General features: G+C 67.7%; 17 protein-coding genes and 1 tRNA gene. 12 read left to right on the top strand and 6 right to left on the bottom strand.

Annotation, left to right across the window (positions count from 1 at the left end):
- Positions 1 to 44 precede the first annotated feature (44 nt).
- A complete protein-coding gene (locus tag AC1DFE_RS05025; RefSeq protein WP_476904810.1) occupies positions 45 to 1,751 on the bottom strand; it encodes a dolichyl-phosphate-mannose--protein mannosyltransferase in 1,707 nt (568 codons plus the stop codon).
- A gap of 270 nt (positions 1,752 to 2,021) precedes the next feature.
- Here AC1DFE_RS05025 and rsmI point away from each other — a divergent pair, with 270 nt between their 5' ends.
- Together rsmI and AC1DFE_RS05015 are read left to right on the top strand one after the other, a co-directional pair.
- On the top strand, positions 2,022 to 2,843 hold the full coding sequence (gene rsmI, locus AC1DFE_RS05020) for a 16S rRNA (cytidine(1402)-2'-O)-methyltransferase (protein ID WP_476904929.1): 822 nt from the start codon (positions 2,022 to 2,024) through the stop codon (positions 2,841 to 2,843).
- 257 nt (positions 2,844 to 3,100) lie between these two features.
- Positions 3,101 to 4,600: an NAD-dependent succinate-semialdehyde dehydrogenase gene (locus AC1DFE_RS05015; protein ID WP_476904809.1), complete on the top strand. Its 1,500-nt coding sequence runs from the start codon at positions 3,101 to 3,103 to the stop codon at positions 4,598 to 4,600.
- A 107-nt stretch (positions 4,601 to 4,707) separates the two neighbouring features.
- Here the strand turns inward: AC1DFE_RS05015 and AC1DFE_RS05010 are convergent, their stop codons facing one another.
- The 4 genes from AC1DFE_RS05010 to AC1DFE_RS04995 all read right to left on the bottom strand — a co-directional run bounded on the left by AC1DFE_RS05010 (position 4,708) and on the right by AC1DFE_RS04995 (position 11,533).
- Entirely contained in the window at positions 4,708 to 6,117 is a 1,410-nt protein-coding gene (locus tag AC1DFE_RS05010; RefSeq protein ID WP_476904808.1) for an MFS transporter, read from the bottom strand.
- 333 nt (positions 6,118 to 6,450) lie between these two features.
- A complete protein-coding gene (locus AC1DFE_RS05005; RefSeq protein ID WP_476904807.1) occupies positions 6,451 to 8,988 on the bottom strand; it encodes a transglutaminase TgpA family protein in 2,538 nt (845 codons plus the stop codon).
- A complete protein-coding gene (locus AC1DFE_RS05000; protein ID WP_476904806.1) occupies positions 8,985 to 10,409 on the bottom strand; it encodes a DUF58 domain-containing protein in 1,425 nt (474 codons plus the stop codon). The genes AC1DFE_RS05005 and AC1DFE_RS05000 overlap by 4 nt, the downstream gene beginning before the upstream one ends.
- Before the next feature lie 14 nt (positions 10,410 to 10,423).
- Positions 10,424 to 11,533, bottom strand: a complete 1,110-nt coding sequence (locus AC1DFE_RS04995; protein WP_476904805.1) for an AAA family ATPase — start codon at positions 11,531 to 11,533, stop codon at positions 10,424 to 10,426.
- A 228-nt stretch (positions 11,534 to 11,761) separates the two neighbouring features.
- On the opposite strand from AC1DFE_RS04995, the gene AC1DFE_RS04990 reads away from it, so the two are divergent.
- The 5 genes from AC1DFE_RS04990 (at position 11,762) to AC1DFE_RS04970 (ending at position 18,024) form a co-directional block, all read left to right on the top strand.
- The gene (locus AC1DFE_RS04990; protein WP_476904804.1) at positions 11,762 to 12,649 is read left to right on the top strand and encodes a TatD family hydrolase; all 888 of its coding nucleotides are present in this window, start codon (positions 11,762 to 11,764) and stop codon (positions 12,647 to 12,649) included.
- Between the two features lie 294 nt (positions 12,650 to 12,943).
- Positions 12,944 to 14,104, top strand: coding sequence for a ubiquitin-like domain-containing protein (locus AC1DFE_RS04985; protein WP_476904803.1), 1,161 nt, complete (start codon positions 12,944 to 12,946; stop codon positions 14,102 to 14,104).
- A 202-nt stretch (positions 14,105 to 14,306) separates the two neighbouring features.
- On the top strand, positions 14,307 to 15,194 hold the full coding sequence (rsmA, locus tag AC1DFE_RS04980; RefSeq protein ID WP_476904802.1) for a 16S rRNA (adenine(1518)-N(6)/adenine(1519)-N(6))-dimethyltransferase RsmA: 888 nt from the start codon (positions 14,307 to 14,309) through the stop codon (positions 15,192 to 15,194).
- On the top strand, positions 15,194 to 16,162 hold the full coding sequence (locus AC1DFE_RS04975) for a 4-(cytidine 5'-diphospho)-2-C-methyl-D-erythritol kinase (protein ID WP_476904801.1): 969 nt from the start codon (positions 15,194 to 15,196) through the stop codon (positions 16,160 to 16,162). The genes rsmA and AC1DFE_RS04975 overlap by 1 nt, the downstream gene beginning before the upstream one ends.
- A 35-nt stretch (positions 16,163 to 16,197) precedes the next feature.
- The gene (locus AC1DFE_RS04970) at positions 16,198 to 18,024 is read left to right on the top strand and encodes an ABC-F family ATP-binding cassette domain-containing protein (protein ID WP_476904800.1); all 1,827 of its coding nucleotides are present in this window, start codon (positions 16,198 to 16,200) and stop codon (positions 18,022 to 18,024) included.
- A gap of 130 nt (positions 18,025 to 18,154) precedes the next feature.
- On the opposite strand, the gene AC1DFE_RS04965 is transcribed toward AC1DFE_RS04970, so the two are convergent.
- Positions 18,155 to 18,754, bottom strand: a complete 600-nt coding sequence (locus AC1DFE_RS04965) for a TetR/AcrR family transcriptional regulator (protein WP_476904928.1) — start codon at positions 18,752 to 18,754, stop codon at positions 18,155 to 18,157.
- A gap of 246 nt (positions 18,755 to 19,000) precedes the next feature.
- Here AC1DFE_RS04965 and AC1DFE_RS04960 point away from each other — a divergent pair.
- The 5 genes from AC1DFE_RS04960 (at position 19,001) to pth (ending at position 23,289) form a co-directional block, all read left to right on the top strand.
- Positions 19,001 to 19,072: transfer RNA gene (locus AC1DFE_RS04960), tRNA-Gln, on the top strand.
- Positions 19,073 to 19,194: 122 nt separating this feature from the next.
- Positions 19,195 to 20,685 (top strand): bifunctional UDP-N-acetylglucosamine diphosphorylase/glucosamine-1-phosphate N-acetyltransferase GlmU, encoded by a 1,491-nt coding sequence (glmU, locus tag AC1DFE_RS04955; RefSeq protein WP_476904799.1) that lies wholly within the window; start codon positions 19,195 to 19,197, stop codon positions 20,683 to 20,685.
- Between the two features lie 5 nt (positions 20,686 to 20,690).
- Complete coding sequence (locus tag AC1DFE_RS04950) at positions 20,691 to 21,671, top strand: ribose-phosphate diphosphokinase (protein ID WP_476904798.1); 981 nt, start codon at positions 20,691 to 20,693, stop codon at positions 21,669 to 21,671.
- Positions 21,672 to 21,974: 303 nt separating this feature from the next.
- Positions 21,975 to 22,586, top strand: a complete 612-nt coding sequence (locus tag AC1DFE_RS04945) for a 50S ribosomal protein L25/general stress protein Ctc (RefSeq protein ID WP_476904797.1) — start codon at positions 21,975 to 21,977, stop codon at positions 22,584 to 22,586.
- 118 nt (positions 22,587 to 22,704) lie between these two features.
- A complete protein-coding gene (gene pth / locus AC1DFE_RS04940; protein ID WP_476904796.1) occupies positions 22,705 to 23,289 on the top strand; it encodes an aminoacyl-tRNA hydrolase in 585 nt (194 codons plus the stop codon).
- The last annotated feature ends 40 nt before the right edge of the window (positions 23,290 to 23,329 follow it).

Below are 23,329 nucleotides of genomic sequence, written 5' to 3'. Positions count from 1 at the left end.
CATTCCGTTGATGATCACGTCCGGGGTCCACCTGCAATCGTGCCTTAGATCCAGGAGGGCATCCACATCCTGAGCCGCCAGTCCTGGTACGTGATCATTTCGGCCGTCCACACGGGGTAGAAGAAGGACGAGATTAGAACCGCCGCCACGAGGAACAGGGCCACCCCGTACAGCCCCGAGCGCCGGCGCCACGGCGGGTCGGTTGTCTTTCCCAGCACCAGGCCCAGGCAATACACCAGCGCCAGGACCAGGAACGGCTCGAAGGACACCGCGTAGAAGAAGAACATGGTGCGTTCCGGATACATGAACCACGGCAGGTAGCCGGCGCCGACGGCGGCCAGCACCGCCCCGGCGCGCCAGTCGCGCCTGCCCGCCCACCAGAAAAGAAGGATGACGAGCGAGATGGCGGCGCTCCACCAGATCAGCGGGTTGCCGACCGACAGGATGGCAGAGGTGCAGTTGGCGAAATCGCAGCCCGGAGTGCCCTGTTTGGGGGACTCGTAGAAGAACGAGGTGGGCCGGCCCATGACCAGCCAGCTCCAGGCGCTCGCCTCGTACGGATGCTCAGAGCTGAGCCCCTGGTGAAACTTGTAGGCCTCAAGGTGGTAGTGGGCCAGGGACCGCACGGAATCAGGCAGCCAGCCCCACTCCGCGCTGGGGTTCGTCTCAGCCCACCGCCGGTAGTAGGCATCCGTGGACCGGAACCATCCGGTCCAGGTAGCGGTATACGTCACCGCGGCCACCGGTACGATGCTGGCGAACGCGAGGAGGCCGTCCTTGATGATTCCGGCGCTGATCCAGCCGCGGACGCCGGCGCTCCGGCGGGCGCTCAGGTCCCAGAACACCGTCAGGAGCCCGAAGCCGGCCAGGAAGAACAGGCCCGACCACTTGGTGCCGACGGCAAGGCCCAGACAGATGCCCGCAGCAATCCGCCACCAGCGGACTCCCAGCCACGGGCCGGACAGCAGCTGGCGGGTGGACGGCCTGCCGGTGGGGGAGGCGGCCGCCTGCCGGCTGAGCCTGGTGGCCATCCGGCGCCGGCCGTCGTCGCGGTCCAGCAACAGCGCGCCGAACGCCGCCAGGACCCAGAACATCAGGAAGATGTCCAGCAGCGAGGTGCGTGACATGACGAGGTGGTGGCCGTCGACGGCGAGCAGCAGTCCCGCTGCCGCTCCCAGGATCAGCGAGCCGAACAGCTTCTGGGCGATCAGTGCGAGGAGGGCGACGGACAAGGTGCCGGTCAGCGCCGCGGCGAACCGCCAGCCGAAAGGGTTGTCTGCCCCGAAGAGCCACATGCCGGCCGCGATCATCCATTTGCCCACGGGCGGGTGCACAACGTATTCGGGGGTGTTGAGCAGAATGTTGGGGTTGCCGGCCACGAACGCGTCATTTGCCTTGTCGGGCCAGCTCCGCTCGTAGCCGCTCACCAGCATCGAGTAGCCGTCCTTGACGTAGTACGTCTCGTCAAACACGAGGCTCCGGGGGACGTCCAGCCGGACGAACCTCAGGACCCCTCCCACAGCAGCGGTGAGGGCCGGAACCAGCCAGAACCATAGCCGGAGCGACGGCGGGTAGTCCCGCCAGGTGCGGATGCCGCCGATCAGGCGGCGGCTGAGGGCCTCGGCCGTGAATGCTTCGGAGGGGCGGCTGATCCAGCGCTTTCCGTGCGTCCCGCGGCCTTCCGTGGCGGGTGCGGAGGGCGGGGTACTTGGTGGTTCGGCCCCGTCAGGCCGCACGGAGGTCTGCGTCACGAGCCCATGCTACCGTTTGCGGTGCAGGAGTTGGCCGGGCGGCAGGGCTCGGAGCAGGCCGGGCGGCAGTAGGCTGGATCCGTGGACCATGAAGCGAGCACCGCCCCCGTCAGCAGTTCCGGCCCCTCCAGCAGTTCAGAACAGGCCCGCAGTTCAGAACCGGCCGGCAGTTCAGAACCGGCCGGCAGTTCAGAACCGGCCGGCAGGTCCGAACCTGTTGGCACCGATGGCAGAGCGGAGCGGGACGTCCGTGGCGGCGGTCCGGGGCGGATTGTCCTTGCGGCAACGCCCATCGGCAACGTGGGCGACGCTTCCGCCCGGCTCGTGGAGCTGCTGGCGACGGCGGACATCGTGGCAGCCGAGGACACCCGGCGCCTGCACCGCCTTGTGCAGAGCCTGAACGTCGCCGTCAGCGGGCGGATCGTCAGTTACCACGAGCACAACGAAGCCACCAAGACCGCGGAACTCCTGGAGCAGGTCCGTTCCGGGAAAACGCTTGTCATGGTCACCGATGCCGGCATGCCCGCGGTCTCCGACCCCGGCTTCCGGCTGGTCGAAGGGGCCGTGGCCGCCGGCCTCACGGTCACGGCCGTGCCCGGGCCCTCCGCCGTCCTCACCGCCCTGGCCCTGTCCGGACTGCCCACGGACAGGTTCTGCTTCGAAGGGTTCCTTCCCCGGAAGGCCGGCGAACGCTCCGCCCGCCTGGCGGATCTCGACGCCGAACGGCGCACCATGGTCTTCTTCGAGGCGCCGCACCGGCTTGAGGCCATGCTGCGGGCGCTGCACGATCGCTTCGGTCCGGACCGGCGCGCGGCGGTGTGCCGGGAACTCACCAAGACCTACGAGGAGGTCCTCCGCGGTTCACTGCGCGACATGCTGCAGTGGGCGGAGGCCAACGAGGTGCGCGGCGAGATCGCCGTCGTGGTGGCAGGCGCACCGGAGCGCGCGCCCGGTTCGCCCGAGGACGGCGTGGCTGCCGTCAACGAACTCGTGGCAAAGGGCGTCCGGCTCAAAGAAGCGGTAGCGGCCGTCGCCGAGGAAACCCGCGTCAGCAAGCGGGAACTGTACTCCGCCGTGCTCGCGGCGCGCTGACGTTACCGCCCTGGTGCACTGATCCCAGCCTGCGCCGTGGGGCCGCCCCATACCCCCGGCAGCGCCGTCCGGGCGGCGGCTGTGCAGCTGCACAACAAATGGCGGAACCGGCAGTGCGCCGATGCGTAGACACTGCGGAGACGCCGGCAGTACCGTGGCATTAATCCAGCCAAGCATGCAGCGGGCGGCAGGCGGCGGCAAGCCGTGTGCAGGAGCTGCACATAACCGGCAATCCGATTGCTGACGAGGGAGTCACCGTGTCTGTTACTACACAGTCCACTGCCACCGCAGAACGCGAAAGCGAATTGCTCGCGTCTGTTCCCACCGGCCTGCTGATCAACGGCGAGTGGCGTCCGGCGGCGTCGGGCAAGACGTTCGACGTCGAGGATCCCGCCACCGGGAAGGTGCTGCTGAGCATCGCCGACGCCGGCGCCGAGGACGGCGCCGCTGCCCTGGACGCGGCTGCCGCAGCGCAGGAGTCCTGGGCCAAGGTCCCTGCCCGGGAGCGCGGGGAGATCCTGCGCCGAGCCTTCGAGCTGGTCACCGAGCGGGCCGAAGACTTCGCGCTGCTGATGACCATGGAAATGGGCAAGCCGCTGGCCGAAGCACGCGGCGAAGTCACCTACGGCGCCGAGTTCCTGCGCTGGTTCTCCGAGGAAGCCGTCCGCGCCTTCGGCCGTTACTCCGTCTCCCCGGACGGCAAGTCCCGGCTCCTGGTCACCAAAAAGCCGGTGGGCCCGTGCCTGCTGATCACGCCGTGGAACTTCCCGCTGGCCATGGCCACCCGCAAGATCGCCCCCGCCGTGGCCGCCGGCTGCACGATGGTGCTGAAGTCCGCGAACCTCACTCCGCTGACCTCGCAGCTGTTCGCCGCCGTCATGCAGGAGGCGGGCCTGCCGGCGGGCGTCCTGAACGTGATCCCGACCTCCACGGCAGGTGCCACCACCGGCCCGCTGATCAAGGACCAGCGCCTGCGCAAGCTCTCCTTCACCGGTTCCACCGAGGTGGGCCGCCGCCTGCTGTCCGACGCCTCGGAGACGGTCCTGCGGACCTCGATGGAGCTCGGCGGCAACGCCCCGTTCGTGGTGTTCGAGGACGCCGACGTCGATGCCGCCGTCGCCGGCGCGATGCTGGCCAAGCTGCGGAACATGGGCGAGGCCTGCACCGCCGCGAACCGGTTCATCGTGCACGAGTCCGTCGCGGACGAGTTCGCGGAGAAGTTCGCGGCGAAGATGAAGGACATGACCACCGCGCGCGGCACCGAGCCCGACTCCAAGGTCGGCCCCCTGATCGACGCCAAGAGCCGGGACAAGGTCCATGAGCTGGTCACCGACGCCGTGTCCGCCGGCGCCACCACCGTCGTGGGCGGCGCGCCGGTGGAAGGCCCCGGGTACTTCTACCAGCCCACCATCCTCAAGGGCGTCACCGAGGGAACCCGGATCCTGTCCGAGGAGATCTTCGGCCCGGTCGCCCCGATTATCACCTTCTCGTCCGAGGACGAGGCCGTGCGGCTGGCCAACAACACCGAATACGGCCTGGTGGCCTACGTCTTCACCAAGGACCTGAACCGCGGCATCCGGATGGGCGAGCGGCTCGAGACCGGCATGCTCGGCCTGAACGCCGGCGTCGTCTCCAACGCCGCCGCACCCTTCGGCGGCGTCAAGCAGTCCGGCCTGGGCCGTGAAGGCGGCCTCGAGGGCATCGAGGAATACCTCTACACCCAGTACATCGGCATTGCCGACCCCTACGCCGGCTGACAAGCCTGGCGCCGGATAGCAATCCCGGACGAACAAAGAACGCACCTGCGGCAGGAGACTGCTGCAGGTGCGTTCTTTGCGTGGGGGCGGTTCCCGGCGCCGCCGGGTCAGCGGGCGGCGGCCCGGGCGATCGCGTATTCCTCGCGGGAAACCGGTGTGGCGTCCGGTGATCCCAGCTCGCTCAGCGGAATCCGGTGCGTCTCTTTGGCGGACCAGGCCGCTATTGCCCCGACCACCGTGATGCCGAAGCAGATGGAGCCGACGGTGAGGGGAACGTTTGCCGACCCCGGGGGAGCCACGACCGCAAAGAGGCTCGGCAGGAAGGATGTGATCAGGAGCCCGATGTTCTGCGAGATGGCGAACCCGGTGACCCGCGTGCGGGAGGGAAAGAGCTCCTGGAAGAAGCTGGCGAACGTGGCGTTCCAGACCTGGTACAGGGTGCCCCACATGAGGATCGCGAGGACGATGGTGAGCGGCACGTTGTTCTGGCTCACCGCGTACAGGTACCCGTAGGCCAGTGCACCGGAGCCCAGCGAACCGACGATCATCAGCGGCCGCCGGCCGAACCGGTCCGAGAGGTTCCCGAACCAGGGGATGAGGGCAAGGGCGACGACGTTGGCCAGCACCGGGATCCAGAGGTAGACCGTGGTGCTCATGCCGACGCCATAGCCGGGCTGCGTGGCGTAGGCTGCACCGAAGACTGCCACCGTGACGCCCACAACATTGACCAGGGTCATGCAGACCGCACGTACAACATTCAGCCCGCTTTCGCGCAGCACCTGGACCACTGGCATCTTGGGAACCTCGCGGTCCGACTTCTCCTGCACAAAGACAGGGGTCTCCTCGACCCGGCGGCGGATCATGTAGCCGGCAAACACCACCAAAGCACTGAGGAGGAACGGGACGCGCCAGCCCCAGGCGTGGAAGTCCTCCGGGGACAGCACCGCCGAGAGGGGGAGGAAGACGGCGGCCGCGATGATCTGCCCGGCCTGGGTCCCCTGGAGGGCGAAACTTGCATAGAAGCCGCGCCGGCCGAAGGGTGCGTGCTCCACGATCATGGCGCTGGCCCCGCTCAGCTCCCCGGCCACGGCGAATCCCTGGACCAGGCGAACGACCAGGAGCAGCGCGGGGGCCAGGATTCCCACCTGGTCATAGGTGGGCAGAAGGGCTACGGCGAAGGTTGAGGCGCCCATCAGCAGCATGGCCAGGACCAGGACGTTCTTGCGGCCGTGCCTGTCGCCCCACTGTCCAAGGACGAACGCCCCGATCGGCCGGGCGATGTACCCCACGGCGTAGGTGCCCAGTGACGCGATCAGAGCGACGGTCGGGTTGCCCGCCGGAAAGAACACCGTGGGGAAGACCAGCGCAGCGGCCTGGGCGTAGATGAACCAGTCGTAGTACTCGAGGGCGCTCCCCACCCAGCCGCTCGCAGCAGCCTTCCGGGTGCTGCTCGACCCGGGCGTGCCGGGCTGTCTGGGTTCGGCTGAGCTCCGCGGCTTGCGTGTGTCGCTCTTCATGTCGTCCTCCTTTGGACAATTGTCTGCCCCGCCGGATTCGCCCCGTTGCCGGGCATCGGATCAGGTGGGAAGGTTGCGCCTCGCGCCGCCAAGGCTGCTGCGGTCCGCGGACATTTTCTCTGCTTGCCCACACTTGCATACCGCTTGGAATGCGCTTTCCCGTTTCTCAAAGATAAGGTGGCGGCGGTCACATGTCAAACGTCGGGAGTGTCGGGGGAGGGCAGGACCGGTCAACCGGGAACGTCGACGGGCGGGGCATCCGCCGGGAACGGGGGCCGGCCAGCTGGGCGGGCACGTGGCCTTCCCGCAGGCTCCTAGCCTTCCTGCGGGCGGCTAGCCTTCCCGCAGGCGGCGCAGGCCGTTGCGGGTCCGGCGCCAGAGCACCGCTGCGGCGCGCCCTGCCCGGACGGCCGCCAGGGCCAGGACGCGGAAAGGCCAGCCTGCCACCGACCCCCAGCGGGACAGGACCGACGGCGGCAGCCAGTCGGCGCGGAGCCGGCCACCGATGCCGGCATTGCGGCGCAGCGCCTGCCGCACCTGGCCGATGTGTTTGGTGGCGGATTCCTCCGTCAGCGCGCGGCGTGCGTCATCCCGGCCTGCGGGCCGGCCGTACTGATGGCGTTCGTAGGCGTCCGTCAGGGCCGTGACAGCATCGACGGTCACGGAATCCGCCGTCACGGCGTCCTGCCCGGGACCGTTGCCGGGGTCTGTTGCTGCCCGCGGATGCATCGCCGGGGAAGCGTGCAGGCGCGCCGAGAAAGTACGGGGAGTCTCGCTCGGGTCCGGACGCACGCCGTAGTCCGTGGCCAGGTCCTGGAGCTCAGACCAGACCAGAGGGGGTGTGGCCAGACGGTTCCCGCCGGGACCCGTTCCCCTGAGCCGCCGGGCCCGGACGCCTCCGCGCACCAGGCGCGGTGAGGCTGCGAGCAGGACCAGCAGCAGAACCCCGGCGGCGGTATAGAGTGCGGGCGCAAGCTGGTTCCCGGCGTCGGCGGTGCCTGCCCCGGGAAGGGGGAGCGGGGCCGGGGACGGCGAGGGAGCGGCACTGGGGCCGTTGCTCGGAACCAGGCCGTCATTGTTCTGGTCGTTGGTGCTGGCGCCGCCGGACGTTGCGGAGTCTTGCGCGTAAGGCGGCACCACGCCCCGGGAGGGGGTCGGCTCAAATGGAACCCAGCCGAGGCCCTGGAAGTACAGTTCGGGCCAGGCGTGGGCATCGCGGGCGTCGACCTCGTACTCCGGGAGCGCTCCCTGGCCGGCGACGGACACCGTCGCACCGGTCTGCCTGCCGGGCGCGTAGCCCACGGCTATCCGGCTCGGAATGCCTTCGAGCCGGGCCATCACCGCCATGGCAGAGGCGAAGTGGATGCAGTAGCCGCTCTTCTGGGTCAGGAAATCCGCCAGGACGGACAGTCCGTTTCCGTCATATCCGCCCTGGACGGGCGACTCCAGGGAGTAGGTGAAGTCCGGCCCGCGCAGGAACCGTTGGATCGCCATCGCTTTGGCATAGGCGGTCCGGCTATTGGCGGTGACGGACTCGGCAGTGGTGCGGACGATATCCGGAACATTCGACGGCGGCCTGATGAACTCCTCCGAAACGCCGCGGACGGGAGCGGAGGATGCGTCCAGCAGTTCCGTGGTCAGCTTTGGCACCGAGGACTGCACCAAATACTGCTGGTCCCGCGAATTGGTGTCGGTGCCTTTTATGCTGAGGGTCGCAGGATCCCAGCTCCACCGCCCGGTCAGCCCGTTGACGGATTCGGGTGCGTACGGGACAGGAAGGTAGGGACTGGTGAAGTCTCCGGTGTTGACCACCGTCACCTGCCGGGTCTGTTCGGGTGCCAGAATCTCGTAGCCCACGTCCATCCGTCCGGTGCCTGCCCGGCGGTTGGAGGCGCGGTCGTCCGGGGACCAGGACTCGCCGTCGAAGCGATCCACCGTAACCGACCGCAGGTAGAGGGGCGTGGTGGCGTTGGTGGCGTAGGTGATCCTGCCCTCGCCCGTCGGGGTGCGCAGGCTGTTGCCCAGGCTGATCATCGGGTTCAGTCCCGTGGCCGATCCCCAGGGGTTCAGCCGGGAGCCCTGGGGGAAGGTCCCCTGGTCGAAGCCGGGAACCACAAGCTGCAGCAACAGCGTGGCCACCAGTGCCACAGCTCCGGTCAGGGTGGCCCGCCTGACCTGGCCCGGGTTGCGGGCCGTGTCCGCCTGGGTCCGCGCATCGGGGGCAAACCATTGGCTGCACGCGAGGATCACCAGATAGCCGGCCGCCGTCGTGACGAATCCCAGCCATCCAACGCTTTGCGGTTTGATCATGGCCGGAACGACGAGCACCGCCAGCAGGCCCAGGCCGCTCGTGGCGGGCATGCCCAGGGGGAGGGCCAGCGCATCCACGAGGATAACGACGAGTCCGAGCGCGGCGCACGCCACCAGGACGATGCCGGCGTTGGGCGCCACCGGCGAGCTCTCGCCCAGCACCGTTTCGCTCGCCCGGCGCAGGTGCCTTCCCAGCGCGTCGAGGGTGGCCTGCGACGGGATGAAACCGGCAATGCTGTCCCGGCGGAAGAACGTGAACGTCAGGATGAAGGCCAGGGACGTAATGCCTCCGGCGGCCACCAGTACGGGCGCGGCGCGGAACCTGCGGAGCAAGGCCATGCTCAGGGAGACCACCACCACCGTGGTCAGGACCGGCAGGAACCATGCCCAGCCCCGCAGGACCCCGTTGAGGGACAAAGACGCGCCGCAGACGGACACCGCCACCGCGCCGGACATGACCCAGGGAAAAGCGCCGGCGCCGAACCTTCCGCTGCCGGGGGAGGCGGGAGCGGGCTGCGGCCGGACCTCGGCCTCCGCCGGCCTCTGCGGAGTCAGTGTCATCGCCCTACCTCCGCTCCGCGGCGCACGTCCGCTGCAGCCGTCCACATGGCGGCATCGCCCTCGTCGAAATACATCCAGGCAGCCGGCAGCGACGTGGACGCCTCGACGGCAACAGCGCGCCAGCCGCCCAGGCGCAGGGCCTCCAGCACATCGTGGCATTCCGCCGGCTTGTCCGTGATCACCACGGCAAACGCGTTGGCAGCGTAGCCGGCCGCAGGTGCGAGCGCACGGGCCTCCGCCAGTGATATTTTCCCGAGGAGCGCCAGGACCGGTCCGCGCATCCGGTGGGCCGCGAGCTTGTCCATGAGCCGGTCATCAAAGACGGACTGGACCGGATCGGCACCGCCCGCATGCTCGCGGCGGGCGGTGTCATGGTCCCGGCGCGCGTGGTGCGGGCCCGTCAGCTGGATTGCGGCGAGGCTTTCGGCGATGGACTGCAGGCCGGCTGCCCCACCGTACTCCTCGCTGTCCGGCTCCGGGGCCGAGGGCGAACGGCGGAAGGCAGGATCACCCGCGGCGTCCAGGAACCGCAACGAGTAATTGAGGTCGGCGAGGTGGGCGCCGACGGACATCGCTGCCGTGACGGCCCACTCGAAGGTGTCGCTCGTAACGAGGTCGCTCCCGTCGTCGGACGGGCCGCCGAATACCGAGCCGTAGCCCGAGGAATGGGCGGTGTACCGGTGGTCCAGGATGACCGTGGCCTCGGGCGTGGTGACCGATTCTTCCTGCCGGACCATCAGGGCGCCGTGGCGGGCCGTCGCCGGCCAGTGCACCCTGCGCATCGGATCGCCGTGCCGGTATTCGCGGGTCATGACGTCGTCGTCGCTGGGATTGGCCCTGGTCCGGGTGGCCGTGATGCCGTCGTTGCCCCGTGCGCCGGCAAGGCCGGTGGACGGGAGTTCGACGGCGGCCGGTGTGACGGTCAGCGTGTCGCCGTCGTCGATGGAATGCCTGTGCAGCGACAGCCCGAACGGATCCGTGAACTCGGCGGTGACGGGGCCGATGGTGAACTGTCCGCGCTTTCCCGACCGCAGGTGGTACTCGTAGCGGCTGGTGCCGCCGGAGGCGGATCTGGCGGGAAAACGGAACGCCGGTGATTCACCAAACCGCGGCGGCAGCAGCTCCTCCATGATGACGCGGCCCGTGCCCGGTCCGGTCCGGGCGACGGCGAGCCGGACCGTGGTGATGGAGTCTGTCTCAACGGTGGAGGGGCTGAACTCCCGGTATACCCGGAACCGCGGTTTCACCACCCTGATGCCGGCGAGAGATACGAGCGGCAGGACCACCAGCAGGACGCCAAGGGCCAGAAGGTCGCGGCGGCCCATGACCTGGGCGGAAAGCAGGGAGAGGCAGCCGGCCGCCAGGAGTCCCCAGCCCCGGGAGCTGAAGAGATGTCGGGGGAGTCTGTCCAGCAGTGCCACGGTTATGGTCCTGACTAGCGGCTATGGCGGAGTTCGGGTGAGGTCCGCCCGGCGTTGGCCGTGTCTGTCATCTCCTGGCTGACGGGGATCCGGGAAAGCACGCCGCGGATGACGCCCTGCGGGGTCTCGCCCGTGCTGGCGGCCCTGCGGTCCAGGATGATCCGGTGCGCCAGCGCCGCCTCGGCAACGGCGACGACGTCATCTGGCAGTACGAAATCACGGCCGTCCAGGGCCGCCGTCGCCTTCGCGGCGCGGAGCAGCTGCAGCATGGAGCGTGGGCTTGCCCCCAGGCGCAGGATGGCGCTGTCCCGCGTGGCGCGCCCGACGGCCACGGTGTACTCCTTCACGGCCTGGGAGACGAACACCTGCTGGACGGTGGCGATCATGGCAGCCACATCCGCCGCGGTGACCACCGCCTTGACCCTGGCCAGGGGCGATGTGGACTGGTGGGTCTCAAGCATTTCGATCTCGGAGTCCTTGTCCGGGTATCCCATGGAGATCCGGGCCATGAAGCGGTCCCGCTGTGCCTCCGGCAGCGGATACGTGCCCTCCATCTCGATGGGGTTCTGGGTAGCCACCACCATGAACGGTTCACCGAGCTTGTAGGAGTGTCCGTCCACCGTCACCTGGTGCTCCTCCATGCATTCGAGCAGGGCGGACTGCGTCTTGGCGGAGGCCCGGTTGATCTCATCGCCAATCACGATGTTCGCGAACACGGCTCCCGGGCGGAACTCGAACTGGCGCGAGGACTGGTTGTAAATGGAGACGCCGGTGACATCCGAGGGAAGAAGGTCGGGGGTGAACTGAATCCGGCTGACGGAACAGTCGATGGTGCGCGCCAGTGTCTTTGCCAGAAGCGTCTTGCCTACGCCGGGGACATCCTCCAAAAGCAGGTGGCCCTGGGCCAGCAGGACAGTCAGTGCCAACTTCGCGGCCTCGGCTTTGCCGTCGATGACAGTGTCGATGGCGGTGAGGATGCGTTCGCTGGCCGCGCGGAACTCCTGGGCGTCCAAGGGAACTGTCTTGTGTCCGTTGAGAGCGTTGACGCCCCGCGCAGCACTTCCAGTGAAGCCCTGTCCGCCGGGAAGTGCTTCCTCGATTGTGATGCGTCGGTGCGGTTCCATCGGCAACCTTTCAGCCCAAAATGAAGCGGAACGAAGCGGCGGAGCCCGCCGTTGCCCGCGTTGGGCGCTCACATCCGTCCGTACCAGCGTACTAACACAACTGCCATGGCTAACAGAGAGTTCCCCGTTAATCTCCGGGCAATGCCAAGCGGAAAAACAGCAGCCGGGCGGTGGGAAGGCACTGCCCGGTGGCGGGACGAGGCATCCGCGCGCTATTAGGCTGGAGGGATGCGGCATTCCCTGACTCCCCGGCCCTACCGGGCGCCCGGCAGCGACGGTTCCGGCAGGCACGGCTACCCGCCGGCGCCCGAACCGCTGCCCGTTCCCGTGATGGACAACCACACCCACCTGGACTTCCCTAGTGACGATGTCCGGGTGGAGATCGCGGCGGCCCTCGACGCGGCCGAAGCCGTGGGTGTCTGCGGGGCCGTGCAGGTGGGCTGCGACCTCGAGTCGTCAAGGTTTACCGTGCGCGCCGTCGACCTGGATCCGCGTCTTCTGGGGGCGGTGGCCCTGCACCCCAATGATGCGCCGGGCTACGCCGTCCGGGGCGAGCTTGAGGATGCCCTGGCGGAGATCGAGGAGCTTGCCGCCCACCCCCGGGTGCGTGCCATCGGCGAAACCGGCCTGGATTTCTTCCGGACGGAGGGGGAGGGGCTGGTCCATCAGCGGTATTCCTTCCGCCGGCACATCGACATAGCGAAGCGGCTGGACCGGACACTGCAGATCCACGACCGGGACGCCCACAACGACGTGGTCAAGGTCCTGCGCGAGGAGGGCACCCCGGAACGGGTGGTTTTCCACTGCTTTTCCGGGGATGAGGAGCTGGCCCGGATCTGCAACAGCGAAGGATGGTTCATGTCCTTTGCCGGAACCCTCACCTTCAAGAACGCCGCAAATCTCAGGGCAGCTCTCGCCGTGGCCGATCCGGAGCTGGTGCTGGTTGAGACCGACTCGCCGTTCCTCACCCCGCACCCGCACCGCGGCCGGCCCAACGCCAGCTATATGGTGCCGTACACCGTGCGGGCAATGGCGGAATTGACACACACGGACCTGGCCGAGCTGTGCGGCCAGGTGAGCGCAAATTCCGTGCGCGCATACGGATCCTGGGACTGAATACAACTCCGGATGACGCCGGTAATTGCATACCGGGTAGGCAGATATTTTGGATGCTTTATAACGCTTCGGTTACAGTGAAAAACTATTAGCCGGGGTCGGGGAAGGCCTCCGGATGATGTAACTCACTTTCGTGACAGGCAGGGCGCCTTCGGATGTCCTGCCATGTGAGTGTGGCGACGCACATGCCTGCGGCGCGCTCCGGCCTGTCCGGAGCCCACCTTTCGGTGACCGCCGCGGGTCCCCCTGTGCGTTTTTCCCCGTGCCCGGATGGCTCAAAAGTTACGGGCAATCGTGGTCAACTTCTTCACGTCGGACGGCAAGTTCAGTTTCATCAAGGTCGGCACTCAGCTGGTGGTGCTCTCGGCCCTCGTGCTGGGGCTCGTTGCCTTTGTGGGCAACAACAAGACGGTCACCCTGAACGTCGACGGGAAAGTCAGCTCCGTCCAGACCTTCGGCGGCACCGTGCAGCAGGTGGTGAAGAGCGCGAACGTCGAGCTCCACGCGGCCGACCGCGTCACTCCCGCACTGGGCGCCAGCGTTGAGAACGGGTCCGTCATCAACGTGAACCTCGCCAAGGCTGTGAAGGTGAGCCTGGATGGCGCAGAGAAGACCGTGAGCACCACGGCGCAGGACGTGGGCGGGCTCGTGACCCAGCTCGGCGTGGCCAGCGCCTCGGAGCTCTCCGTGCCGAAGGACGCGCAGCTGTCCGTGGACGGCTCCTTCGTTTCCATCTCGACGCCTAAGACCGTCAGCATCATCGCCGACGGCAAGGCCAAGAAAACCACCACCACGGCTGCCAACGTCGGCGAGGTCCTCAAGGATGCCGGGATCCGGCTGGCCGCCGCCGACCGGACGTCCCAGCCGGCACACGCACCGGTGGTCAACAACATGGTGATCAAGGTGTCCCGCGTTGCCGGGAAGACCACTACCGTCACCGAAGAGGTTGCGTTCCAGACGCTCTCCACCGACAGTTCCTCCCTCGCCAAGGGTGAGGAAAAGGTCACCCAGCCTGGCGTTCCCGGTGAGACCACCCTCACCTACAAGCTCGTCCTGGTCGATGGCCGTGAGGCCTCCCGGACACTTGTCTCCAAGACCACCACGCGCGAACCGGTGACCGAGAAGATCACCGTCGGCACCAAGGAAGCGCCCAAGCCCGCGGCGGCCGAGGCCGACAGCGGAAACACCGGGGCCGCAGCTCCGGCCATGTCGAACGCGGGCATGTGGGACAAGATCGCCCAGTGTGAATCCGGCGGCAACTGGTCCATCAACAGCGGCAACGGCTACTACGGCGGCCTGCAGTTCGACGTCCAGACCTGGATCAGCGCCGGCGGCGGCGCCTACGCCCCGAATGCCAGCCAGGCGTCCAAGGCGCAGCAGATCGACATTGCCAACCGTATCTACGCCGAGCGCGGCCTCCAGCCGTGGGGCTGCGGCTGGGCCGCCAGCAGCTAGCCAGCGGCGGCAAATCACCCTTCGCCGCTGCGGCAGCTGACCACTGCCGCGGCGGCTGCCAAGGCCGGGTCCCGAAGCTCCGGGCCCGGCCTTTGCCGTCCCCGCCCAGGATCGGGCCCCGCCCGGTGCTGGGCCCGGCCCACGAAAGAGCCCAGTGCATTAACTACCGGTTCCATATGGAACGCCGGGATAGGATACCTAGGTGACTGACCCGATCCCCTCCGCCTCCGGCACCGCGCCTGCTCCACTGTTCGGTGCCTCCGATATCCGCAGGCTGGCCGGGGAGATTGGCGTCCGCCCCACGAAGACGCTGGGCCAGAACTTCGTCATCGACGGCAACACCATCCGCAGGATCGTGGCATCGGCCGGCATCGGCCCGGAGGAGACGGTCCTGGAGATCGGACCCGGGCTGGGGTCGCTGACGCTGGGTCTCCTCGACGCCGCAAAGTCGGTGGTCGCCGTCGAAATTGACCCCGTCCTGGCTGCGAAGCTGCCGGAGACCATCCGGCAATGGCGGCCCGACGCCGTCGGCGACTTCCACCTGGTGCTCGCCGACGCCATGAGGGTGAAGGAACTCCCGGCCGAGCCGGCAGCGCTCGTCGCCAACCTTCCCTACAACGTCGCGGTGCCGGTGGTGCTCCACCTGCTGCAGCACTTCCCGTCGATCCGGCACGGCCTCGTCATGGTCCAGGACGAAGTTGCCGACCGGCTCGCCGCAGAGCCCGGGTCCAAGATTTACGGCGTGCCTTCGGTCAAGGCCGCCTGGTACAGCAGCATGCGCAAGGCCGGCGTCATCGGCATGAACGTGTTCTGGCCCGCGCCGAAGATCCAGTCCGGGCTTGTGGCGTTTACCCGGCGCGAGCCCCCGGCAACCACCGCCAGCCGCGAGGAGGTCTTCGCCGTGGTGGACGCCGCGTTTGCCCAGCGCCGCAAGACGCTCCGGGCGGCCCTGGCAGGCTGGGCCGGCAGCGCCGCCGAAGCGGAGCGCTGCCTGGTCGCGGCCGGCGTCGCCCCCACAGCCCGTGGCGAAGTGATCGACATTACCGCGTTCGCGAGGATCGCCGAAGCCCGCCGGGCCGCGGGAGCCTGATGGCTCTCCAGAGCGTGCGGGGGCGCTTTGCGGCCAGGACCGTCCGGGTCAAGGCGCCGGGCAAAGTTAACGTCTCGCTGGATGTCGGGCCGCTGCGGCCGGATGGCTACCACTCGGTGGCCAGCGTGTACCTGGCGGTGTCGCTGTACGAGGAAGTTGCGGCCACCAGCAAAGCCGCAGAGGGCATCACCGTCAGCATCAGTGCCGAGAGCACGCTGGACCTCGACGCGGTGGACATCCCGCTCGACGAGCGGAACCTCGCCTACAAGGCGGCAGCCATCATGGCCGATGTCTCGGAACACTCCACCGGCGTGCACCTGGAAATCACCAAGCGTGTGCCCGTGGCAGGCGGCATGGGCGGTGGCTCCGCGGATGCTGCCGCCACCCTCCTGGCCTGCGACGCGCTGTGGAACAGCGGCCTGTCCCGGGACGAACTCGCCCAGTTGGCCGCCGAGCTCGGGGCGGATGTGCCCTTCGCACTTCTGGGCGGCACGGCCGTGGGGCTGGGAGTGGGCGATGACCTGTCGCCCGCGCTGGCCAAGGCCCAGATGGACTGGGTGCTGGTCACCGCCGAGTTCGGGCTGTCCACGCCCGAGGTATTCCGCACCCTGGACCGGCTCCGCGACGCCGAGGGCCTGGACGCCGAGGAGCCCCGGACGGTGGACCCGAAGATCCTGCAGGCCCTCCGCAGCGGAGATGCCGATGCCCTGAGCAGGGTGCTGGTCAACGACCTTCAGCGGGCGTCCATCGAACTCGCCCCCGGGCTCCGGGACACCCTGGGCCTCGGCGAGTCCTGCGGCGCCATTGCCGGGATCGTTTCAGGTTCCGGACCCACCGTGGCCCTGCTGGCGCACAATCCCGAGGCGGCGGAGAACCTCGCCGGGGAGTTGCAGCACAAGGGGCTCAATGCGCTGGCCGTCCACGGTCCGGTGCCCGGTGCCCGCATCATCTCCGATACGCTCCTTTAATACCTTCCAACCAACACATCAGAAAGCAGTTCCCCGTGGCACACCTGCTCGGCGGCGAGAACCTTATGGTCTCGTACGCAACCCGCACCGTTCTTGACGGCATCACTCTTGGACTCGAAGAGGGTGACCGGATCGGCATGGTCGGCAGGAACGGCGATGGCAAGTCCACGCTGATGCGGCTGTTGGCTCTGCGGTCCACGCCTGATTCCGGCCGGGTCACCAAGCGCGGGGACGTTAACGTCGGCTACCTGGACCAGAGCGACGTCCTGGACGCCGACCTGACGGTCGGCACCGCCATCGTCGGCGACCAGGCGGACTACGAGTGGGCCCGCAATCCGCAGATCCGCGAGGTTATGGGCGGACTGGTATCCGACGTCGACTGGCACGCCAATGTGCACGCCCTCTCCGGCGGCCAGAAACGGCGCGTCGCCCTGGCGAAGCTGCTGATCGAAGACCATGACGTGATCATGCTCGACGAACCCACCAACCACCTCGATGTCGAAGGCGTCGCCTGGCTGTCACGCCACCTGAAGACCCGCTGGCGGGTCAACCAGGGCGCGTTCCTGGTTGTTACCCACGACCGCTGGTTCCTCGATGAAGTCTGCAACAAGACCTGGGAAATCCACGACGGGATCATGGACCCGTTCGACGGCGGTTATGCCGCCTACGTGCTGGCCCGCGCCGAGCGTGACCGCTCGGCGTCGGTGATGGAAAGCAAGCGCCAGCAGCTCGTCAAGAAGGAACTGGCCTGGCTGCGCCGCGGCGCCCCTGCCCGAACGGCCAAACCAAAGTTCCGGATCGAGGCCGCCAATGCCCTGATCGCCGATGTGCCCGAGCCCAGGGATTCCATGGCACTGAGCAAAATGGCAACGGCGCGCCTCGGCAAGGACGTCCTGGACCTCGAGCACGTCTCCCTTGACTTCCTGGGCGGAGACGCCGGCCAGAAGCTGTTCGACAACATCACCCTGCGTCTTGCCCCCGGCGAGCGGCTGGGGCTCGTTGGTGTCAACGGTGCCGGCAAAACAACCCTGCTGAAGCTCCTCAACGGCGAGATCCAGCCGACTTCGGGCAAGGTCAAGCGCGGAAAGACCGTTGTCACCGCCGTGCTGACCCAGGAGGTCAAGGAACTCGACGAGGTCGCCGACCTTCGCGTGATCGAAGTCATTGAACGCGAAAAGCGTTCCTTCAACGTGGGCGGCAAGGAATTCAGTGCCGGCCAGCTGGTGGAACAGCTGGGTTTCACCAAGGAGAAGCAGTGGACCCCGGTCGGGGATCTGTCAGGCGGGGAGCGGCGCCGTCTGCAGCTCCTGCGCCTGCTGGTGGGGGAGCCCAACGTGCTGATGCTGGACGAACCCACCAACGACCTCGACACGGACACCCTGGCCGCCGTCGAAGACGTCCTGGACGGCTGGCCGGGCACGCTCGTTGTGGTCAGCCACGACCGCTACCTGCTGGAGCGCGTCACGGACCACCAGATGGCTTTGCTGGGCGACGGCAAGATCCGCGCCCTGCCCCGCGGCGTGGACCAGTACCTCGAACTGCGCGAAGGCACCCTGGCCGGCTCCACCATCACCGGCGGCGGCAACCCCGCCACCGGTGCCAGCGGCAGTTCCGCACCTGCCGTCGCAGGCCCCTCCGAGGCCGAGAAGCGCGACGCCCGCAAGGCCAAAAACCGGATCGACCGCCAGCTGGGCAAGTTGACGCAGCAGGAAGAGAAGATCCACGCACAGATGGTCAAGAGCACAGCCGACAACGACTTCGACGCCATGGCCGAGCAGAACAAGAAGCTGAAGACCCTGGCCGAAGAACGCGAAGCCCTGGAACTCGAATGGCTCGAGGCCCTGGAGGTCCTCGGCGAGTAACCGGTTCGGAGTTTTTGTCCAGATATTGGGCGCTAACGGCCTCCGAAGTCCCATTATCTGGACAAAAACTCCATCAGGAGCGGGCCAGGAAACCCCGACGGCGATCTGCCGGACGTGGGCGGTGAGGAGCCTACTGCTCGCTGCGGAGTTCCGGGTCTTTTTTGAGGCCCGTCAGGCCATTCCAGGCGAGGTTGACGAGGTGGGCGGCGACGGCCCGTTTGTCGGGCTGGCGGGCGTCCTGCCACCATTGGCCCGTCATCGCCACCATGCCCACGAGCATCTGCGCGTACATGGCGCCGTCGGCTGCGCTGAATCCACGGCGGGCGAATTCGTCGGACAAAATGTGTTCCACGCGGGCCGTCACGTGCGAGAGCAGCGTGGAGAAGGCGCCTTCGGGCTGGGACGGGGGAGCGTCCCGCATGAGGATGCGGAAGCCGTCGGTGCGTTCCTCGATGTAGGTCAGCAGGGCCAGGGCGGCGCGTTCCACGAGGACGCGAGGCTTGGCTTCGTCGGTAAGGGCGTCGTTGATCGACGCCAGCAGGATCCGGAACTCGAACTCGACGACCTGCGTGTACAGCCCTTCCTTCGAGCCGAAATGCTCGTAGATCACGGGCTTGGAAACACCGGCCGCGGCAGCGATCTCCTCGATGGTGGTGCCGTCCAGCCCGCGGATCGCGAAAAGCGTGCGGCCTACTTCGATGAGCTGGGACCGCCGCTGGGGTCCGGTCATCCGCGACCGGGGGATCCGCCCCGCCACTGCTTCGGGCCTTACCGGCAGGTTCCCCGGACCGTCAGTTGTCCCTGTGCTGTTGCTCACCGTCCCATCATGCCTTATGTCAAGCGGCCGGCAGGGGTGGCGGCGGGTCCCGGCGCGCTGCCTAAACCGGTGCCGGCACATCGGAATCGCCGAGGTCGCACGAGCGTCAACGTTCGTGGCAGAATTGGTTCTCGTGCCCGGGCTTAGCGCCGGGCATAGTCCGCCCTGGTGTAATGGCAGCACCCCGGCCTTTGGAGCCGTGGAGTATAGGTTCGAATCCTATGGGCGGAACAGCTGCATCAGAGGCGTCCAGTAGGATGAACCCTGTTGCCGGTTCCGGGCACAGGCCTGGACACCGCCGCGCAGGCAGCCGCGGATGCAGTACAGCGCAACCGAGCAAGGAGAGCCCGTACGTGAGCCCCGAGAAGTCCGGCCCAGCCGCCGTTATCGTCCTAGCTGCAGGTGCCGGTACCCGGATGAAATCCCGTACCCCCAAGATTCTCCACGAAATCGGCGGCCGTTCCATGGTGGGCCACGCCCTCCTCGCCGCCCGCAGCATCAGCCCCGAACGCCTGGCCCTCGTGGTCCGGCACGAGCGCCACCGCGTCGCTGCCCACCTCACCGAGCTGGATCCCGACGCCCTGATCGTGGACCAGGACGAGGTCCCCGGCACCGGACGGGCCGTCGAAGTTGCCCTCGAAGCCCTGGACGCCAAGGAGCCTGTCGCCGGAACCGTCGTTGTCACGTACGGTGACGTCCCCCTGCTCACCGGTGAAATGCTCGCCGAACTGGTGTCCACCCACGAGCGCGAAGGAAACGCGGTCACCGTGCTCACCGCGGTCCTTGACGACGCCACCGGCTACGGCCGAATCCTCCGCGGCGAAGACGGCACGGTGACGGGCATCCGCGAGCACAAGGACGCCACCGACGCCGAGCGTGCCGTTCGCGAGATCAACTCCGGCATCTACGCGTTCGAGGCCGCTGTCCTCCGGGACGCGCTCCGCCACGTCACCACCGACAACTCGCAGGGTGAAAAATACCTGACGGACGTGCTCGGGCTGGCGCGGAAGGCGGGCGGCCGCGTGGCCGCCGTCGTTACCGCCGACCGCTGGCAGGTGGAGGGCGCCAACGACCGCGTGCAGCTCGCGGCCCTGGGCGCCGAGCACAACCGCCGGATCGTGGACGCATGGATGCGTGCCGGCGTCACCGTCGTGGACCCCGCCACCACCTGGATCGACTCCACGGTTGCCCTGGCTGAGGACGTCCGGATCCTGCCCAACACCCAACTGCACGGCGCCACCACCGTGGCGAGGGACGCCGTCGTCGGCCCCGACTCCACGCTGACGGATGTCAGCATCGGGGAGGGCGCCAAGGTGACACGCACGCACGGTTCCGGTGCAGAGATCGGCGCGGGGGCCAGCGTCGGCCCGTTCACCTACCTGCGTCCGGGAACGGTCCTGGGCGAGACCGGCAAGATCGGCGCCTTCTACGAAACCAAGAACGTCAGGATCGGCCGCGGCTCCAAGCTGTCCCACCTGGGCTACGCGGGGGACGCCGAGATCGGCGAGGACACCAACATCGGCTGCGGCAACATCACCGCAAACTACGACGGCGAGAAGAAGCACCGCACGGTGATCGGCTCGGGCGTGCGCACCGGTTCCAATACAGTATTCGTCGCTCCGGTCACGGTGGGGGACGGCGCCTACAGCGGCGCCGGTGCCGTGATCCGCAAGGACGTGCCCGCCGGTGCCCTGGCACTGTCCATGGCAGCACAGCGCAATGCCGAGGGTTGGGTCACCGCCAACCGTCCCGGCTCGCTGTCCGCGGAACTGGCAGAAGCCGCCGCGGCCCGCGAAGCCCGCACTGATTCCTCAAATTCCCCCGCATCTACAGAAGAGGGCTAGCAACCATGACCGAAATTACGGCTCACGGCGAGAAGAAACTGGTGCTCGCCGCAGGGCGTGCGCACCCGGAGCTTGCCCGGGAGATCGCCAAGGAGCTGGGCACGGAACTGCTGCCTGTGGACGCCTACGACTTCGCCAACGGCGAGATCTACGTCCGCGCCGGGGAGAGCGTCCGCGGAACCGACGCCTTCGTCATCCAGGCGCACCCGGCACCGCTGAACAACTGGCTTATGGAACAGCTGATCATGATCGATTCGCTGAAGCGTGCCTCCGCCAAGCGGATCACTGTGGTGTCGCCGTTCTACCCGTACTCGCGCCAGGACAAGAAGGGCCGCGGCCGCGAGCCGATCTCCGCACGCCTCGTCGCGGACATGTACAAGACCGCCGGCGCTGACCGCATCATGAGCGTGGACCTGCACACCTCTCAGATCCAGGGCTTCTTCGACGGACCGGTGGACCACCTCATGGCCATCCCGCTGCTCGCCGACTACATCCGCACCCGCGTCAGCGCCGACAACATCACCGTGGTCTCGCCGGACACCGGCCGCGTGCGCGTGGCCGAACAGTGGGCCGAGCGCCTGGGTGGTGCACCGCTGGCATTCGTGCACAAGAGCCGTGACCTGACCGTGCCGAACCAGGCCGTGTCCAAGACCGTGGTGGGCCAGATCGAGGGCCGCACCTGTGTCCTGATCGATGACATGATCGACACCGGCGGAACCATCTCCGGCGCCGTCCAGGTGCTGAAGAACGCCGGCGCCAAGGACGTCATCATCGCCGCGACGCACGCGGTGTTCTCCGACCCCGCCGCCCGGCGCCTGTCCGAGTCCGGCGCCCGCGAAGTGGTGGTCACCAACACGCTGCCCATCTCCGCGGACAAGCACTTCCCCGAGCTCACCGTCCTCTCCATCGCGCCGCTCATCGCCCGGGCCATCCGGGAAGTGTTCGACGACGGATCGGTCACCAGCCTTTTCGACGGCAACGCCTGACGACCGCTGCCTGCGATGGGCCCACGCCAGCAGGATTCCCTGGGTGAGCTTGGGGCGCTTGCGAGCTCAGGGAGCTGGTGGGACCGTTTTCAGTAAACGGGCCGGACACTGGTAGGATTTCTCCGATACCTTGGCGAGGGAGAGCGCCGGAAATCCGTTTGCGCGGAACACCGGAGTGCTGGTCTCCGTTATCGACTGGGTCTGAATCACCCTTCTGGTGGGGCCGCCTACGGGCCGCCCGGCGTTGAAGGTCACTCCAGACCTCCGCCCTTGCTGAACCACCAAATCCACGAGGAGATTCACATGTCTGAGCAGAAGCTCGCAGCAGAAGCACGTACCGAATTCGGCAAGGGCTTCGCCCGCCGCGCCCGCGCCGCCGGCCAGATCCCCGCCGTGATCTACGGCCACGGCGCAGAGCCCATCCACATCACCCTGCCGGCCAAGGCCACCACCCTGGCAGTCCGCACGGCCAACGCCCTGCTGTCCCTGGACCTCAACGGTGAAGGCCACCTGGCACTCGTCAAGGATGTCCAGCGCGACCCGATCAAGCAGATCATCGAGCACATCGACCTCCTGACCGTCCGCCAGGGCGAGAAGGTCACCGTGGACGTTCCCGTGCAGCTCGTGGGTGAAACCGCTCCGGGCACCGCTCACAACCTGGAGCTCACCGTTATTTCCCTCGAGGCCGAGGCAACCCACCTGCCCGAGTCCGTTGAGGTCAACATCGAGGGCCGCGCCGCCGGCGAGCACATCCACGCCTCCGACCTGGCGCTCCCCAAGGGTGCCGTCCTGCTGACCGACGCCGAGGCGCTGGTTGTCAACATCTCCGAAGCCGCAGCAACGGCCGAAGGAGAAGGCGAAGCCGGGGAAGCTTCCGCAGCAGAGGCTCCGGCCGCAGAAGCTGCTGCCGAGTAATTTCGGGCGCAACTTTCCGCGCCGCACACGGCGCGGACCGGTGGCCGGGTCCTTTGCGGGCCCGGCCACTGCCGTCCCGGCCCCGCATGCGTGCATACCCCCGCCTTAGGATTGATTCATGACTGACACCTGGCTGATCGTAGGCCTTGGCAACCCTGGACCCGAATACAGCGGCAACCGGCACAACGTCGGCCAGATGGTGCTGGACGGGCTGGCCGGACGCATTGGCGGGAAGTTCAAGGCGCACAAGGCCAGGGCCCTGGTCCTCGAGGGCCGGCTGGGTATCGGCGGACCGCGCGTCGTGCTGGCGAAGCCCGGCACCTACATGAACGTCTCCGGCGGGCCCGTGTCTGGGCTTGCCAGGTTTTACGACGTCGAGACGTCCCGAGTGGTGGCCGTCCATGACGAGATCGACATTCCCTTTAACACAGTGAAGCTGAAGATCGGCGGCGGCGAGGGAGGGCACAATGGCCTCCGGGACATCTCCAAGGCCCTTGCCACCAAGGATTACGTCCGCGTCCGGGTGGGAGTCGGCCGGCCGCCGGGCCGGATGGACACCGCCGACTACGTGCTGCGGGACTTCGGCACCGCTGAAAAGAAGGAACTGCCCTTCCTGCTCGACGACGCCGCCGACGCCGTGGAGCTCCTCATCAGGGAAGGCCTGACAGCCGCGCAGCAGCAATTCCACACCGCTAAGGTGTAAGCGCCTTCAGCCAAGGTTTTTCCTCCATTCCGCCCTAACC

This window comes from Arthrobacter sp. 05T423, from assembly GCF_056396245.1.
Note: the sequence above shows the minus strand (reverse complement) of the source record. Positions and strands in the feature narration are given on the sequence as shown.